The organism is Ruegeria sp. BHSC029 (assembly GCF_059613085.1).
Genome location: NZ_JBXWRU010000002.1, coordinates 220876 through 238454, shown reverse-complemented (window position 1 = coordinate 238454; position 17579 = coordinate 220876). Strand labels below are relative to the sequence as shown.

The 17579-nt window shown below is 60.9% G+C and carries 13 protein-coding genes; 9 read left to right on the top strand and 4 right to left on the bottom strand.

From position 1 onward, the window contains the following. Positions 1-45: 45 nt before the first annotated feature. Both AC2FML_RS04805 and AC2FML_RS04800 read right to left on the bottom strand, forming a co-directional pair. Positions 46-3822, bottom strand: coding sequence for an efflux RND transporter permease subunit (locus tag AC2FML_RS04805; RefSeq protein WP_496782213.1), 3777 nt, complete (start codon positions 3820-3822; stop codon positions 46-48). Then, positions 3819-5045, bottom strand: coding sequence for an efflux RND transporter periplasmic adaptor subunit (locus AC2FML_RS04800; protein WP_170431999.1), 1227 nt, complete (start codon positions 5043-5045; stop codon positions 3819-3821). Before AC2FML_RS04800 ends, AC2FML_RS04805 begins: the two co-directional genes overlap by 4 nt. Before the next feature lie 226 nt (positions 5046-5271). Here AC2FML_RS04800 and AC2FML_RS04795 point away from each other — a divergent pair, with 226 nt between their 5' ends. From AC2FML_RS04795 to AC2FML_RS04775, 5 genes are all read left to right on the top strand, one after another. Then, on the top strand, positions 5272-5943 hold the full coding sequence (locus tag AC2FML_RS04795; RefSeq protein WP_496734521.1) for a hypothetical protein: 672 nt from the start codon (positions 5272-5274) through the stop codon (positions 5941-5943). Positions 5944-5989: 46 nt separating this feature from the next. Continuing rightward, positions 5990-7312, top strand: a complete 1323-nt coding sequence (locus AC2FML_RS04790) for a PQQ-like beta-propeller repeat protein (RefSeq protein ID WP_170358689.1) — start codon at positions 5990-5992, stop codon at positions 7310-7312. A 48-nt stretch (positions 7313-7360) separates the two neighbouring features. After that, positions 7361-8815, top strand: coding sequence for a ribosome biogenesis GTPase Der (gene der / locus AC2FML_RS04785; protein ID WP_170338000.1), 1455 nt, complete (start codon positions 7361-7363; stop codon positions 8813-8815). Between the two features lie 163 nt (positions 8816-8978). Beyond that, positions 8979-9965 (top strand): fatty acid desaturase, encoded by a 987-nt coding sequence (locus AC2FML_RS04780; protein ID WP_496782211.1) that lies wholly within the window; start codon positions 8979-8981, stop codon positions 9963-9965. Positions 9966-10055: 90 nt separating this feature from the next. After that, a complete protein-coding gene (locus AC2FML_RS04775) occupies positions 10056-10586 on the top strand; it encodes a helix-hairpin-helix domain-containing protein (RefSeq protein WP_496782209.1) in 531 nt (176 codons plus the stop codon). Between the two features lie 57 nt (positions 10587-10643). Here AC2FML_RS04775 and serS read toward each other — a convergent pair whose 3' ends face one another. Both serS and AC2FML_RS04765 read right to left on the bottom strand, forming a co-directional pair. Further along, complete coding sequence (serS, locus tag AC2FML_RS04770; RefSeq protein ID WP_170358697.1) at positions 10644-11936, bottom strand: serine--tRNA ligase; 1293 nt, start codon at positions 11934-11936, stop codon at positions 10644-10646. An 85-nt stretch (positions 11937-12021) separates the two neighbouring features. Then, positions 12022-13683 carry a mechanosensitive ion channel family protein gene (locus tag AC2FML_RS04765; RefSeq protein ID WP_496782207.1) on the bottom strand — a complete coding sequence of 554 codons (1662 nt, stop codon included), beginning with the start codon at positions 13681-13683 and terminating at the stop codon, positions 12022-12024. 203 nt (positions 13684-13886) lie between these two features. Here AC2FML_RS04765 and yajC point away from each other — a divergent pair, with 203 nt between their 5' ends. Genes yajC through AC2FML_RS04745 form a run of 4 tightly spaced genes read left to right on the top strand, consistent with a single transcriptional unit; the run spans position 13887 to position 17578 of the window. Further along, a complete protein-coding gene (yajC, locus tag AC2FML_RS04760; RefSeq protein WP_093962445.1) occupies positions 13887-14174 on the top strand; it encodes a preprotein translocase subunit YajC in 288 nt (95 codons plus the stop codon). A 33-nt stretch (positions 14175-14207) separates the two neighbouring features. Then, complete coding sequence (gene secD / locus AC2FML_RS04755) at positions 14208-15869, top strand: protein translocase subunit SecD (RefSeq protein ID WP_496782206.1); 1662 nt, start codon at positions 14208-14210, stop codon at positions 15867-15869. Position 15870: 1 nt separating this feature from the next. Beyond that, the gene (secF, locus tag AC2FML_RS04750) at positions 15871-16839 is read left to right on the top strand and encodes a protein translocase subunit SecF (protein WP_170366356.1); all 969 of its coding nucleotides are present in this window, start codon (positions 15871-15873) and stop codon (positions 16837-16839) included. Continuing rightward, entirely contained in the window at positions 16832-17578 is a 747-nt protein-coding gene (locus AC2FML_RS04745) for a TSUP family transporter (RefSeq protein WP_496782204.1), read from the top strand. The genes secF and AC2FML_RS04745 overlap by 8 nt, the downstream gene beginning before the upstream one ends. Position 17579: the final 1 nt, after the last annotated feature.

Sequence of the window (17579 nt, the reverse complement as noted above, 5' to 3'; positions counted from 1 at the left end):
GGTTTCAAATGAAAACGGGCCGGCAGTACCGGCCCGTTTTTTTTGTTACTCTGCCGCTTTGAGCGGATGCCCCGGTGTGTCGCCCGGGCTTTCCTCGGCATCTGCAGCCTCATCCTCGGTCCAGACGATTTCCGTCGCCTGCATCCGGCGGGCCGAGTCTCCGATCGCCATATCCTGCGCGATCTGGCTGGAACGGCCGGCGGTCACGCGGGCCAACAGTTTGCCCAGCCATATGGCATAGGTGGTCACCCACACCCGCAACGCCAGGAACGAGGGCGTCACGATCAGCGTCAGAACCGTGGCGATCCCCAGGCCAAACACCACTGCCGTCGCCAGCTGCTTCCACCACAGAGCGGTGGGGCTGTCGATGGAATAGCCGCCATTGATGAAGTCCAGCGACAGGCCGAACATCATCGGTGTCAGGCCGGCCATCGTGGTCAGGGTGGTCAGCAGAACCGGACGGATCCGCGCCTCGGCCGTGCGCACGATGGCGTCGATCCGGGGCATGTAGCGGCTGTATTCCTGATAGGTGTCGATCAGAACGATGTTGTTGTTCACCACGATCCCCGCCAGCGCCACGATGCCGGTGCCGGTCATGATGATCGAGAAGGGCTGTTGCATCACCATCATCCCGATCAGCACCCCGGTGGTGGACAGAACCACCGCCAGCAGCACCAGCACCGAGTTGTAGAACGAGTTGAACTGCGCCAACAGGATCACGAACATCAGACCCAGCGCGGCCAGAAAGGCGCTGGAGAGGAAGGCCTGGCTCTCGGCCTGGTCTTCCTGGTCTCCGGTCCATTCCCAGGTGATCGTGTTGGCAAAGGGCTGAGTGTCCAGCCACTCGGTCAATACCGCGATCCGCTCGTTCGGGTTGATCAGCGTCAGGCGGGCGTCGCCGTCATCAATAGCGGCCTGCACCTCCTGCAAGCTGTCCTCACCGGTCAGCTGAACCAGAGTAAAGGCCGTACCATCGGCACCGTTGATCGTCGCACCTTCAGGTTCCGAGCCTTCGGTCACTTCGCGTACAACGGCCAGTCGCTGTTCTCCGTCCGGGGTGTCAATCACCACTTTGCTCAGGCCGGACTCCACGTCGGCCTTGACGTCGTAATAGCGCTCCTGATCCACGCGGTTGATTTCGGCCAGCTTTGCCACCGGTTTGCGGGTGATGAAGTTCGACAAGGGCACCAGCCCGTCCGGAGTACGCACCTTGAGCGTATCCAACGTGGACAGGACCCGATCCTGATCGGGCAGGCGGACGCGGATCTCGATCTCTTCATCCACGCTTTCGGGGCGCATTTCGCCCAGCAGGATGCCACGGGTCACCAACTGCACCATCGCGCCCACGGTTGCCACGTCGGCCCCGAACCGTCCTGCCTTGGCCACGTCGACGTCGATCTGCCAGTCGATACCGGGCAAGGGCAGGGTGTCCTCGATCTTGATCAGTCCCGGGGTGTTTTCAAACACCTCGCGCGCGGTCAGCGTCGCGCCGGTCAGGTCATCCCAGTTGTCGCCCTTGATCCGCAGGTGCACGGGCTTAGCCGAGGCCGGACCTTGTTCCAGCGGCAGGATCTCGACAACGAAACCCGGCAGCTTGGCCAGTTCGGCGTTCAACTGCTCGATCACGAAATCGCCGTCATACTCGGGCGCGACGGTGTGCTTGTCGAACAATCCGCCTGCGACAGGTTCTGACACGTTCGGGCGATCCTCCCACGGGATGATCTCGAACTGCACGCGGCCCACCGTGTCCGCCGGAGCCTGCGCCCCACCGTTGTTCTGGTTCAGGCCGCCTTCACCGGCGAACGAGAACACGTTGATCACTGCCGGATGCTGGCTGATCACCTGTTCGGCCTCGAAAACCAGCGCGTCCTTTTCGGCCAGCGACAGGTTGCCCCGTGCGCGGACATAGGCGGTGGCCTGTTCCGGCTCGCTTTCGACGAAGAATTCAACACCGCGGTTGTTCTGACCGTACATGGTCATCACCGTCATCACCGCGAAGCCCACCGCTACGATCGAGACGATCGGCATGATCGGATTGCCGACGAGGAACTTGATGACATACCCGAAGGGAGTATGTTCCTTGGCCGTGTGGACACGTTCGTCCGGCTTGCGTTCGATCCGGGCTGCGCTCAGCGTGACCGATCCGGCGAAGGCGCCGAACAGGAACAGAACCGCGCCCAGCAAGAACCCACCGCCTGCGCCTTCCGGCAGCAGATACGTGGGGTTCAGCAGCTGCATTGCGCCCAGGAAGATCATGTAGACCGACGGCGGAACCAAGACGGCACGCACCCACCACGGCGTCCGCGCGCGCAACCAATCCGAGCTGCGGTCGAACACGCGGCTCAACCGGCCCGAGACACCGCCCATCACCGGCAGGTAGATCAGCGCCACGATCAGCGAGGCCGACAGAACGAAGATCAGCGTGACCGGCAGCATCCCCATGAATTCACCCGGAATGCCCGGCCAGAACAGCATGGGCAGAAAGGCGCACAGCGTCGTAGCGGTTGACGAGACGATGGGCCAGAACATCCGCTGGGCTGCCTCGACATAGGCGTGCATCGGGCCGACGCCTTCCTTGATGCGTTTGTCGGCATACTCCACGACCACGATGGCGCCATCGACCAGCATCCCCACGGCCAGGATCAGGCCGAACATGACGATGTTCGAGATGCTGACCCCCATGATGGCGAGGAATGCGAAACACAGCAGGAACGAGGTCGGAATCGCGAAGCCCACCAGGAGTGCCGCACGTGTACCCAGCGAAGCCAGTACCACGATCATCACAAGCGCGATGGCTGTCAGGACCGAACCTTCCAGCTGGCTGACCATCGAGCCGACGATGCGGCTCTGGTCATTCGACGTGCCGACATTCACGGCAGCCTGCAGCTCGGCCGGCCACTTGGTCTCGGCCTTGGCGACGGTCTCTTTAACCTGCGCCACGGTGTCGATCAGGTTGAAACCCTTGCGTTTGACGACCTGCAGCGCCACGGTCGGTTCGCCGTTGAACCGGGCGGTCCCTTCGCGGTCTTCGAAGGTGTAGTTGATCTCGGCCAGTTCGCCCAAGGTCACGACCCGGTCGCCATTGACCTTGATCGGCAGTCCGTAGACATCCTGTGCGGTCTTGAAGGACGAAGGAATCTTGACCGAAAACGCACCCTGTTCGGTCTCGACCTCACCGGCGGCGATCAGCTGGTTGTTGTTCTGCACGACGTTGATCAGCTCGGCCGCGGTGACGTTGTACGCCTCAAGCCGCAGCGGATCGATGACCACTTCCAGCATTTCATCGCGATTGCCGGCGATCCCGGCCTCAAGGACCGAATCCAGCGCCTCTAGCTCATCCTGGAGGTCCTTGGCGACCCGCGCCATCGTGCGTTCGGGCACGGCACCCGAAAGGTTCACGATGACGATCGGGAATTCCGAGAAGTTGATCTCGGTCAGCGTGTATTGCTCGGCGCCTTCGGGAAAGTCGGCCTGTGCACTGTTCATCGCGTCGCGCACGTCAGCGGTAATGGCTGTCTTGTCCCAGCCAAAGTCGAACTCAAGCGCGATCCCCGCATAGCCCTCGGCGGCGGTGGCGGTCATCTCCTTCAGGCCGTCCAGATCCGCAAGCTCGGTTTCCATCGGCTTGATCAGCAGGTTTTCACTGTCTTCGGCCGAAATGCCCGGAAACTGAACCGACACGAACAGGGCCGGAATCTCGATGTCCGGCTCGCCTTCTTTGGGCAGGCTGACATAGGCAAACCCGCCGATGATCAGCGAGATGGCAATGAATGCCAGAACCATTCGGGCCCTGTCGGCGGCCCAGCTGACTATGCCAGTCATTGGGAAACGTCCTTGTAGGTGGGCGCTACGACCACACCGGCGGTCACGAACTCTTGTCCGACCACGATGATGTCTACGGTTTCCGCAAGACCGCCGACCCATACACCGTCGGCCGTGTCACGCAACAGGCGGATGGGTACGAAATCGACCACATTACCGGCTCCGACCGTCCGAACGCCCAGCTGACCTTCATTGTTCAGCGTCAACGCCGATTGCGGCAGCAGGTGAGCCTTGGCGCCTTCGGCCGCGATGCGGATACTTGCGGTCTGCCCGTCCCGGATCAGAAGCTCGGGGTTCGGAACGGTGATTTCCACCTCGAATGTGCGGGTGGTTTCGTCCGCCGAACGGCTGAGGAAGGTCACACGGCCCTCGACCTGCAGTCCGGTCACCAGTTGTGCCTGCGCCGGAGCGCCGACGGTGACACGGTTCACTTCGGTTTCGGGAACGAAGCCGACCAGCTTGATCGGATCAAGCTGGATCACGGTCGCGCACAGCGATCCGGGCTGCATCAGGCTGCCCAATTCGGCGGCATCGCTTTCCAGAAGGCCCTGAAACGGGGCCTCGATGGTGATGCGGTCCAATTCCAGTTCGGCAGCCGCAACCGCCGCTTCTGCGGCCTCGATGCCGGCTTCGGTGGCCTTCAACTCGGCCTCGGCCGCCTTGATACCGGCCTTGGCGGCGCTCATCTCGGCCTCAGCCGCGATCCGCCGGGTTTCAGAGCCGAAGCCGGTTTCCGAGAGTTTACGGGCGGCAGTCAGGTTGATTTCGGCTTCGGCAACGCGCGCATGCGCTTCCTCCAGTCGTGCTTCGGCTTCGGGCACACGGCTTTCCGCCTCCAGCTTGGCGGCCTTGGCCTGGGCCAGCTGTGCCGGGCGTGAGCCGGGATCCAGTTCGCACAGCAGATCGCCGGCCTCGACGAAGGTGCCTTTGCGCTTGGGTTCCGAAATGACGGTCGACGTGGTTTCGGCCAGAACTTCGACCTGACGGATTGCTTTGGTTTCACCGCGCAGTAGAACGGCGCTGTCGATTTCGCGCGCAGTGGAGCGCAACGCAACAACCCCAACGGCCTGCACAGCCGAGGCGTCGTTTGCCTCAGCGCCGGCGTCAGACTGGCTCGCAGCATCTTCGCGACCGGCAAATGCAAACAGGGCATCGCGCTCGAAAACCACGAAATACAATGCAACGATGACCAATACGGCGTTGACGAGGGATATCAATCGCATGCCGCTATTCTCCTTAAAATATTATGTCCGCACAAATGCCGGTGGGCACGCAATGACATGGGGGCGTGCGTGCGCGAAGTCCATACTGAACTGAATAGTTTGGTTTGATTTTTTTCGCAAGAGCGCCCTGACGCTGAGCAATTGTGCATTTCGGGTACTTGGCTTGCTGATGGCGCCGGGGTATGACATGGCGCCAGAAAGCTGAATGCAACGCCCGGGGGCAGGAATGAGCGACGTCGACAGTTTCATTGATGAGGTCACCGAGGAGGTGCGCCGCGACCGGCTTTACCTGCAGCTGCGTCGATGGGGCTGGGTCGGTGTTCTGGCCGTTGTTCTGATCGTGGGCGGTGCGGCTTTCAATGAATATCGCAAGGCGCGCGACGCCAGTCAGGCGCAGAAGCTGGGCGACGATATTCTGGCCGCGATGCAGCTGAACGACGCTTCCGCACGTGCCGGTGCGTTGGCGCAGGTCACGGCCAATTCGGCCGGCGAGCAGGCTGTTTTGGGCTTTCTCCTCTCGGGCGCATTGTCCGAGTCGGGATCGGCCGAACAGGCCGTTGAACAGCTGAACGCGATTGCTGTTCAGGGTGATCTGCCGGAAATCTACCGCTCGATCGCTGCATTCAAGGCCCTGTTGTTGCAGTCCGAAACCATGCCCGCCGCCGAGCTCCGGCAACAGTTCGAGTCGCTGGCCGCTCCGGGCGCGCCGCTGCGTCTGTTGGCAGAGGAGCAACTGGCCCTGATCGACCTCACCGATGGTGACACTCAGGCCGCGCTGGAACGTCTGCAGGCCATCCGTCAGGATGCAGAGGTCAGTGCCGACATCCAGCAGCGTGCAACCCAATTGATCGTCGCGCTGGGCGGAACGCCCGAACCGATCACCGCACAGCAGGGTTGATACGCGGCCCATTTCAGTGAACCAAGACAGGCGAGTTCGGAGTTTCATGGAAAAAAGATTATTTTCCCGATTTGGTTTGCCGGTCGCAGCCCTGGCGCTGACGGCGCTGAGCGCCTGCGAGGAACCCGAAGTGATCCTGCCGGGCGAGCGTGAAGACATCCGCCCGGCCCAGGATCTGGAAACCGTTCAGACAACCGGTGCCAAACCGATCAGCCTGCCGGCCGCAAAGCGCAATGCCGAATGGTCGCAGAGCCCGGGAACCGCGGCTTTCCGTACCACCAACGCGGCGCTCAGCCCCGCGCCGCAGCGCATCTGGTCAACCTCGATCGGGGCCGGCGACGGGCGCAAACAAAGGATCACTGCTGATCCGGTTGTCGCAGGTGGCCTAATCTACACCTTGGACGCGGCGGCAACCGTTTCCGCGGTTTCTCCTCAGGGGCAACTGGTCTGGAGCACAAACCTGGTCCCGGCCACGGATGGCGAAGAGCAGGCAACCGGGGGCGGCATCGCCTATGCAGACAACACGTTGTACGTTTCGTCCGGTTTCGGCCGTCTGACCGCTCTGGATGCGCGCACCGGCGGTATTCGCTGGCAAAAGAAACTGAACGCGACCGGTAGCGGAGCGCCGCTGGTATCTGGCGGCCTGCTTTACCTTGTGGCGGGGGATCAGACTGGCTGGGCGGTTGATGCAAAGGACGGGCGCATTGCCTGGCAGATCGAGGGCACGCCCAGCGTCGGCAATGTCCTGGGAGCTCCGGCGCCGGTATTGGCGAACGAGTTTGCAGTCTTTGCGTTTGGGTCCGGTGATGTGGCGGCCGCTTTCCGCAAAGGCGGTATCCGTCGCTGGAACGCGTCGGTCGCCGGCGGCCGCAGGGGGCGGGCCGCAGCGCAGATCGTGGATGTGACGGGCGGCCCGATCGTATCCGGAAATTCGATCTACATCGGCAACCACTCAGGACGCACGGTCGCCTTCGACGCCAGCTCGGGCGAACGGATCTGGACCGCTTTCGAAGGCGCGGTCGATACCGTCTGGCCGGTCGGCAACAGCGTATTCCTGATCAGCGACCGCAGCCAGTTGGTGCGGTTGGACGTATCAGACGGGTCTGTGGTCTGGGCCATCGACCTGCCGGGCTTCGTCAAGGACAAGCCCAACCGTCGCGGACCGATCTTTGCGCATTACGGCCCCATCATGGCGGGTGGACGCATCGTCATCGGCTCGAACGACGGTTATCTGCGGTTCTACAACCCTGTCGACGGCACGCTGGTGCATCAGGTCGAGGTTCCGGGTGGGGCGACAACGGCACCGGTGGTTGCGAACCAGACCCTCTACGTGGTTTCGACCAAAGGGCAACTGCACGCTTTCCGTTGACGACGAGATGCGTTAAAGGACGCGTCTGAGTCTTGAAAGTTGAGTATCATGTCTTTGACCCTCGCCATCGTGGGGCGCCCCAATGTGGGCAAATCCACCCTGTTCAATCGCCTTGTGGGCAAGCGCCTTGCGCTGGTGGACGACCAGCCCGGCGTTACCCGCGATCTGCGTGAGGGCGAAGGGCGGCTGGGTGACTTGCGCTTTACCGTGATCGACACGGCCGGGCTGGAGGATGCCACCGACGACAGCCTGCAGGGCCGGATGCGGCGCCTGACCGAGCGTGCCGTGGACATGGCCGATGTCTGCCTGTTCATGATCGACGCCCGTGTGGGCCTGACCCCGACCGACGAGATGTTTGCCGAGATTCTTCGCAAGCGGTCCAAGCATGTGATCCTGGCGGCCAACAAGGCCGAGGGGGCGGCGGCGGATGCCGGTGTGCTCGAGGCGTACAACCTGGGTCTGGGCGAGCCGATCCGCCTTTCGGGCGAGCATGGCGAAGGCATGACTGACCTTTATGCGGCGTTGATGCCTTTGGCTGACGCCATGGAAGAAAAGCAGCCAGAGGACGTTCCGCAAACGGATATCGATCTGGACGAGGATGGGGAAACCGAAGGCGAAGCCCCTGCAATTACGCCGGACAAGCCGCTGCAGGTGGCCGTTGTCGGGCGTCCGAATGCGGGCAAGTCCACGCTGATCAACAAGATCCTGGGGGAAGATCGTCTTCTGACCGGTCCCGAGGCCGGCATTACCCGTGACGCCATCAGTCTGAAGTTGGACTGGGGTGGCACCCCCATGCGCATCTTTGACACCGCCGGTATGCGCAAAAAGGCCAAGGTACAGGAAAAGCTCGAGAAACTCTCGGTGTCGGACGGCCTGCGCGCCGTCAAGTTCGCCGAAGTCGTGGTTGTCCTGCTGGATGCGGCGATCCCGTTCGAGCAGCAGGACCTGCGCATTGCCGATCTGGCCGAGCGTGAAGGACGTGCCGTGGTGATCGCGGTGAACAAGTGGGATGTCGAGGATAACAAGCAGGAGAAGTTGCGCGAGCTCAAAACCTCGTTCGAACGCCTGCTTCCCCAACTGCGCGGCGCGCCTCTTGTGACCGTGTCGGCCAAGACGGGCAGGGGGTTGGAGCGGCTGCGTGATGCGATCCTGCGCGCCCACGATGTGTGGAACCGTCGGGTTCCCACCGCGGCCTTGAACCGCTGGCTGACCGCCATGTTGGAGCAGCACCCACCGCCAGCCCCCCAGGGGCGCAGGATCAAGCTGCGCTATATGACTCAGGCAAAGACGCGCCCGCCGGGTTTTGTCGTCATGTGCTCGCACCCGGACAAGATGCCGGAAAGCTACTCGCGGTATCTGGTCAACGGTCTGCGCGAGGATTTCGACATGCCCGGAACCCCGATCCGGCTGACGCTGCGCGGGCAGGGGGACAAGAACCCCTACAAGGGGCGCCGCAAGAAAAACGCGGGTGCGCTGGCCAAACATCTCAAGGGCAAGGCGTAACTGCGCCAATTTTCAGCATTTTCGGGCTTGGGGCGTGACAGCCCCCAAGCATCGCGCTAGCATTCGCATGCGTGCATTCATTTCGCGCGCGATTTGCGCGTGCCTGTGACGTGCAAAATTTCGCAAGGACTATTGAACCGGACCATCGTGGGGAGCGGGCTGGATGGACCTGAGAGAATATACGAGACAGTACGCGGTGCAGGACAACCGGCTGGCCGCGCTCAGCTATTTCGGGACGTTCGTGGTGTATTTCGCATCGCTGACGCTGGCGATCGTCTATGTGGATCGGTGGTTCATCATGATCCCGGCCGGGATCGTGTTCGCCTTTTCGGCAGTGCGTCTCTATGTTCTTCAGCATGATTGCGGTCATCATTCGCTGTTCGAAACCCGACGGCAGAATGAATGGGCTGGCCACGTGCTGTCGCCGTTCACCTTCGCTCCGTTCGAGGTGATGAAACAGAACCACAATCTGCATCACGCGGGCATCGGCAATCTTGAACATCGGGAGACCGGTGAAATCAACACGATGACCTTGCGGGAATGGAATGAAGCGGATTGGAAAACCCGTCTGTTCTACAGGCTTTACCGCAATCCCTTCATCTTGGTGCCGGTCGGGGCCCTGTTCACGTATTTCATCCGCTATCGCTGGCCCAAAAACACGGTGCGGTTCGGCGTCCGTGGGGTCGTGCTGCACAACTTGTCCATCGTGGTTTTCCTAGGGCTGTTGTATTGGATTGCTGGCATGACAGGCATACTCGTCTGGCTGGCCTTCTCGTTTCTCGGCGGAATGCTGGGTGTGTTTCTGGTGTATCTTCAGCACAATTTTGAGGACACCTACTGGGATCGCCGCCCGGATCTGGACCCGCAGCTGGCGGCGCTTCAGGGTTCGTCAGCGCTGGATTTCGGATGGTGGTTTGACAATGCGGTCGCCTGCATCACGCTGCATGACATCCACCATTTCAATGCGCGCATCCCGTCCTACCGGCTGCGCGCCTGTCACTACAACCTGCCACCCGAATACACACCCCGCCGGATCAAGTTTCCCGAGGCGGTGGCCGCGCTGAACCTGAAGCTGTGGGATGAAGATGCCAAGCGGCTGGTTCCCTTTCCGCGACAGGGTGAAACCGGTGAGCTGGCACGGGGCAGTTAAAGGCGGTTCTCCAAAGGTTGTGCAGACCGAGGCCTTGTCTTGCCGCCTACCGGACGTAGTTTTTAAGTTGGATCGTTTAGGAGTTTTGGAATGACAGCGGTGACCAAGATTCGCGGCATCGGAGAAGCACTTGGCCGCGCTCTCAACGACAATGGCTTCAAGACGGCCGAGGACCTGGCTAGGGCCAAGCCGGCTGTGCTGGTCGCCGTTCCCGGTATCGGAGCGCGCCGGGCGCCCGGATTGATCGCCGCCGCCAAACAGGCCACCTCCGGCGCTGCACCCGTGGCCAAGACCCGACCACCGAAGGCCCCAACGCGCCAGACGGCGCAATCTCGGACCTCAGCTGCTGCGCGCAAGGCCGACGCAGAGGCCAAGGTGGCAGCCGAGAAAGCCGAAGCAGAGGCCAAGGCCCGGAAGAAGGCCAAGGCCAAAGCCAAGGCCGAAAAGGCAGCAAAGAAAAAGAAAGAGATGGAAGCGGCGATCTCGAAGGCGAAGGAAAAGATAAAATCCAAGGCCAAGTCGAAAAAAGACAAGAAATCCAAGAAGGAAAAAGAGAAGGCCGGCGGTAAGTCCAAGAAAGACAAAAAGGACAAGAAGGCCAAGAAAAAGGCAAAGAAGTAGTCACTTCCTTGCCTTGATCTGAAGCAATGCGGTCGCGGCTGGGGTGACCGCCAAAGGTTACGCCAGCGTTCCGTCAGCCTGCAGGGTCAGCTTGCCGCCAAGATACGGCGAAAGAACCTCGGGCAAGGTCACGGTGCCATCGGCGTTCTGGCCGTTTTCCAGGACCGCGATCAAGCAGCGACCCACAGCCAAGCCTGATCCGTTCAGCGTGTGCACGAATTCAGGTTTGCCACCGCCCTCAGGCCGGAAGCGCGCATTCATGCGACGGGCCTGGAAATCACCGCAGGTCGAAACCGAGCTGATCTCGCGATAGGTGTTCTGGCCGGGCAGCCAGGCCTCGATGTCGAAGGTTCGGCGCGCGCCAAACCCCATGTCGCCGGTGCACAAGACGACGGTACGATAGGGAATGCCCAGCTTTTCCAGGATGCCTTCGGCACAGCGCAGCATGCGCTGCTGTTCGTCGTCCGATTTGTCGGGATGCGTGACCGAGACCATCTCGACCTTTTCAAACTGGTGCTGGCGCAGCATGCCGCGCGTGTCCTTGCCGGCCGAGCCCGCCTCGGAGCGGAAGCACAGCGAATGTGCCGTGTAGCGGCGCGGCAGATAGCTTTCCTCGATGACGCAATTGTTGACGATGTTGGTCAGCGACACTTCGGACGTCGGGATCAGCCACCACCCCTCGCGGGTTTGGTAGCTGTCCTCGCCGAACTTCGGCAGCTGGCCGGTGCCCTGCATCATCTCGGAGAGCACTAGAACCGGACCATTCACTTCGGTCAGACCGTTCTCATTGGTATGCGTATCCAGCATGAACTGCGCGAGCGCCCGGTGAATGCGCGCCACACCGCCCGACAGCAGCACGAAACGAGATCCTGCCAGTTTGGCCGCGGTTTCGAAATCCATGCCGTTCTGAACCGAGGCGATCTCGAAGTGTTCTTTCGGTTCAAAGTCATAGTCCCGCGGCGTGCCCCAGCGTTTAACTTCGACATTGTCATTCTCGTCTTTGCCGTCGGGTACGTCCTCGGCCGGCAGGTTCGGGATGCGAACCAACTGGTCAGTCAGAAGGGCGTCGATATCCTTGGCCTCGGTCTGCATACGGGCGATTTCGGCCTTTTTCTCGGCCACAAGTGCCCGAAGACGCTCGAACTCGGCTTCGTCGCCGCGCGCCTTGGCTGCGCCGACTTCCTTGCTGGCCTTGTTCTGTTCGGCCTGCGCCGTTTCGGCTGCCAGGATCTTTGCCCGGCGGCTTTCATCCAGGCGCAGCAGGTCTGACGATACCGGAGCTTCCCCCCGGCGCGCGAGCGCGGCGTCGAAAGCTGCTGGGTTTTCGCGAATTGCGCGGATGTCGTGCATAGGTCAGATCCTTGGCAAATGAATCACTAGGGCCGCTTATGCACCATCTGACGGGCAGGGTGTAGCACCGGGTTGGAAAAACGGCCTAGTTGTCCGTGTCTTCAACCGTGTCATGTGCCAGTCGACCGTCCCATGGATGGGGCGGGATCTTCGGCTCGGGAGGGTCGGCAACGTAGGACGGCGTCATGATCTGAACACCGTTCTCGTTGAACACTTCAACGATGTTGCGGTGCAGGTCGGACTTGATCCGCGGGATCGAGTTGCCACGTGTCGTGTAGGCGTTGATCTGGTAATTGATCGCGTAGTCGGCCAGCGCGGTCCACAGGACAAAGGGCTCGGGGCGGGCGCGAAGCCCATCAGTGCGACGGGCTGCCTCGATCAGCATCGCTTCGACCTTTTCGGGGGGCTCTTCATAGCCGATCCCGACCGTCGTGTGCAAAAGCAGGCCCTTGCCGTCGGTCTGCTTGGAAAAATTGACCACATCCGAGTTCATCAATTGGGCGTTGGGGATCGAGATCAGCTCGTTCTTGATGGACTTCAGGTGGGTTTCCATAAGTTTGATCTGCACCACATCACCGATGTGTTCACCGATTTGGATGCGGTCACCGATCGAGGTCGACCGGCGATAGATTACGAACAGTCCAGCCAGCATGTTGCTGACAACCGAGTTCGCGCCAAGAGAGAGCATTGCGCCAACCAGGATGGTCAGACCCTGAAAGGCCGCCGAATCCGAGCCCGGAATGTAGGGAACCGCAAAGACAAGGGCGATCAGGATCACCACGACACGCGCGATATTGAACGTGGGATTGACCCAGTGTTTCTCGAAATCGCCCATGTCGAAAGTGCCGGCCTCGACCGCGTCGAAGAACACCCGCATGCCTTTGATGATGTACATCGTCACCCAGGCGATCAACGCCAGCATGATCATGTTCGGGATGTAGCTGAGGATACCCCGGAAGATCAGCAGAACCGGTTCGGTCAGGTAGGTGAGTAGCAGCTGCGCAAAGTACCGCGACTCGGCAAATGCCAGCAGGACGAACGACAGATAGTAATAGAAACCCAGAAAGAAGATGATCAGCAGGCCAAAATTCAGCCCGTATCGGATCAGTGCGGCAATCGCCTCGGCCTGTACACTTTTCGCGGTGGCTTCCTCCACGTCCCTAAGGTATCGCCGGACAAAGATCAGCGTGCGTCGCCGAATGCGCCTGTGCAGCCACAGGATCACCAGGACGAAGACGATGAACCCCAACGTCCACGCCGCCGCTTCGATCGCACCGGACACACGTGCCTCGTCCGTGCGGTTTGCCCGGTAAGCCATGATCGCGTCCCGGATGGCGTCGCCATGCAAGACCGTCAGGACGCTCAGTTCCATTTGCTCCAGCTCGGCATCGGCCTCGGTGACGATGGTGACCATCTGACCGTCCGCCAGAATGCGGGTGCCTATCTCGGTGTCCTGATAGGTGATGTCGACATCCGTGGCATCCGAGGATTCGGCGACCTTGATGATCGCGTCCTGAATGTTCTCGGCCCTTTCCGGCGCGGGCAGGGCGCTGGAGCCTCGAATGTGGAACAAGGTGTCGCCGTCAACGATGACCGGTGCCATGAAGGTCTCGGCGGCGGCGCTGTCGGCTTCGGGTCCGTCCTGCGGGGCATCCTGCGCCATGACAGGCACCGAAAAGGCCCAAGCCGCAAACAGCATGGACAGCAAAACACCCAATGGAAATGGGGCCTTGACGATACTCCGCATGGGTCCTCCCTGACTTTGACTATAGCCAAAGCCCCGCACCATCCTAGTGGATATCTGCGGTGTAATTCATCATCTTCGGGGATCGTGACACTGTTGCACGGCATGCCAAGTCGGCCATCGCTTGCAAAGGTTGATTTCAAGGCATAGTTTCCCGGCAAATTCGCGGTGCTCACTCCGCGACCTCAAGAAAAAAGGAATGTCCCATGGAAGGTGGCGCAATCGCCCAGTTTCTCCCGCTCATCCTGATCTTCGCGATCATGTACTTCCTGCTGATCCGTCCGCAGCAGAAGAAGATGAAGGAACATCAGGCCATGGTCGAGGCAGTGCGCCGCGGCGATCAGGTCGTCACTCAGGGTGGCCTCATCGGCAAAGTGTCGAAGGTCAAGGAAGGCGAAAACGAGATCGAGGTCGAGATCGCGGACGGCGTCCGGGTTCGTGTGGTCAAGTCGACCATCGCTCAGGTGCTGAACAAGACCGAACCGGCGAAGTAATTTCGCGTCGCAACTTCCTGAAAAGGCAGGGTAATGCTGCAAATTGATACCTGGAAACGGGTCCTGATCTGGCTGGTCTGCGTGGTTGGCCTGCTGATGGCCCTGCCGAACGCGTTTTACACGCGGGTCGAACAATCGAACGACGCCAAGGCCGCCATCGAACTGGGCATCGACACGCCCGAGATGCAGGCGCAAGCGGGGCAATGGCCCGATTGGCTGCCGTCGTCATTGGTCAACCTGGGGCTTGATCTTCGCGGTGGGGCGCATCTGTTGGCCGAAGTTCAGGTTGGCGATGTCTACGAGACGCGGATGGAGGCCATGTGGCCCGAAGTTCGTGATGCCCTGCGGGACGAACGGGCGACGGTCGGAACGATCCGCCGTCAACCCTCGGCCCCGGATGAGATTCGCGTTCGTATCAGCCAGCCGGACGGAATGCCAAGCGCTCTGGAAGCGGTGCGCGGGCTGGCCCGTCAGGTGCAGACGCTGACCGGGGTCGGCGCCACGGATATCGAAGTCAGCGCCGACGGCGACACCCTGATCGTAAAACTGTCCGAGGCGGAGAAACTGGCCTCGGATGATCGAACGGTGCGTCAGGCACTTGAAATCGTGCGCCGCCGGATCGACGAGGTTGGCACTCGTGAGCCGACCATCCAGCGTCAGGGCACCGACCGGATCCTGATTCAGGTGCCCGGGATCGGCAGTGCCAGCGAGTTGAAGGACATCATTGGTACCACGGCGCAACTGACCTTCAATCCGGTCGTGGCCCGCGGCACCGATCCGGACGTCGTGCCCGGCGTCGGTGAAGAGGTCGTGCCGTCGATCGACGAAAACGGCGTGTACTACACCATCGAATCCGCACCCGTCGTGACGGGCGAGGAATTGGTCGACGCGCAGCCTTCCTTCGATCAGAACGGACGCCCGGCGGTCAGCTTCCGGTTCAACACATCCGGCGCCCGTAAATTCGGCGATTACACCCGCGACAATATCGGTGCTCCGTTTGCGATCGTGCTGGATGACGAGGTGATCTCGGCCCCGGTGATCCAAAGCCATATCCCCGGCGGTTCCGGCATCATCACCGGCAACTTCACCGTCGAAGAAAGCACGAACCTTGCTGTTCTGCTGCGTGCAGGCGCGCTGCCGGCGGGACTTGAGTTCCTCGAAGAACGTACGATCGGCCCCGAACTGGGCCAGGACAGCATCGACGCGGGTAAGGTCGCCACCACAGTCGCTTTTGCAGCGGTCTTGATCTTCATGGCGCTCAGCTATGGTCTTTTCGGCATCTTCGCCAACATCGCTTTGCTGATTAACGTCGGGCTGATCTTTGGGCTGTTGTCACTGATTGGCGCGACACTGACGTTGCCGGGCATTGCCGGGATCGTGTTGACGGTCGGTATGGCGGTGGATGCCAATGTGCTGATCTTCGAACGTATTCGAGAAGAGCTGAAATCGGCCAAAGGCCCCGCTCGGGCAATCGACCTGGGCTATGAAAAGGCCCTGTCGGCCATTCTGGATGCCAACATCACGACCTTCATCACCGCCGTTATCCTGTTCGCCATGGGCAGCGGCCCGGTTCGCGGCTTTGCCATCACGCTTGGCCTGGGCATTCTGACGTCGGTCTTCACCGCGATCTTCGTGACGCGACTGATGATCATCATGTGGTTCGAACGGCGCCGCCCGAAAACGATCGAGGTTTGACATGAGACTGAAACTCGTACCCGAAAACACCTCGTTCGATTTCTTCAGCCGCTGGAAGGTCTGGCTGGGCATTTCGGGCCTGATGATGGTAATCGCATTCGCTTCGTTCATGCTCCAAGGTTTGAACTTCGGGATCGACTTCCGGGGCGGTACCACGATCCGGACCCAGAGCACGCAGGAATTGGATGTCGGTGTTTACCGCGACGCCATTGCGCCGCTGGGCCTCGGGGATGTCACCATCACCGAAATCTTCGACCCGACATTCGGGCCTGATGAGAACGTGGCCATGATCCGCATTCAAGCGCAGGACGGTGCCGAATCTGTCACGGCCGAAACCATCGCGGCAGTCGAAGGCGCCTTGCAGGCGGTAGTCCCAGATATCCAGTTCGTTTCGGTGGAATCCGTGGGCCCGAAAGTATCGGGCGAGCTGATCCAAACAGCCGTGATTGCTGTGGTTCTGGCGATCGGAGCGGTGCTGGTCTACATCTGGCTGCGGTTCGAATGGCAGTTCGCGCTGGGGGCGGTCGCCGCGCTGGTGCATGACGTGTTGCTGACGATCGGTATTTTTTCCGAGCTGCAGATCCGCTTCGACCTCGCGATTATCGCCGCGCTTCTGACAATCGTCGGTTACTCGCTGAACGATACCGTGGTCGTATTCGACCGGGTGCGTGAGAACCTGCGTAAATACAAGAAGAAGGACCTGAAAGAGGTGCTGAACCTCTCGATCAATGAAACGCTCAGCCGAACCGTCATGACCTCGGTCACCACGTTGCTGGCGCTTGTCTCGCTGTATGTGCTCGGCGGTGACGTGATCCGCGGGTTCGTCTTCGCGATGATCTGGGGCGTGATCGTAGGGACCTATTCGTCGGTTTTCGTGGCCTCGACCATCCTGCTGTGGCTGGGGGTCAAACGCGATTGGTCCAAGCCATCGAACACGGCCGGCAACCAGTTTGCCAATATTGATGCCTGATGTGTTCGGCCAATCCCCAACGGGATTGGCCGTCATCATTTTTGCAGCCCTCGCGGGTGGAATCGTTCGAGGGTTTTCCGGGTTCGGCACCGCGCTGATCTTTCTGCCGCTGTCGACGCCTTATCTTGGTCCGTTCGGGGCTTTGATCGCGTTGACCTGCATGGATGTCTTCGGGCCACTTCCCAATCTGCGCCGCGCCTGGGTTGATGTCGACAAACGCGATCTCGTGCGACTTGTCGTCGGGTGTGCACTTTTGCTGCCGGTCGGACTGTCGATATTGACCCGAGTCCAGCCTGAGGTTTTTCGCTACGCCGTCAGCCTCGTGACCCTGTTCATGCTGGTCGTGCTGATTTCGGGGCTGCGGTACAACGGCGAAGTCCGGCGCAACATGGTAACTGCCATCGGCGCTGTGGCCGGCTTTTTGGGGGGCGTTGCAGGCATCCCGGGTCCGGCGGTAATCCTGTTCTACATGTCTCGCCCGTTGCCTGTGGCAGTTGTTCGGGCCACGATCCTGCTGTTTCTTCTGGCCTTTGATTTTCTGATCTTCGGATATCTCGCTGCGTTCGGGCAATTGACCTGGTCAACGGTTGGGTTGGGGCTGGCGCTTGCCGTTCCGAATCTGGCAGGAAATTGGCTGGGCGGCTGGATGTTTCAGCCTGCCAGGGAACGGGTCTACCGCGTGATCGCGTATGCAGTCATCGCTGCTGCGGCCTTGTCGGGCTTGCCGCTTTGGGGATAGA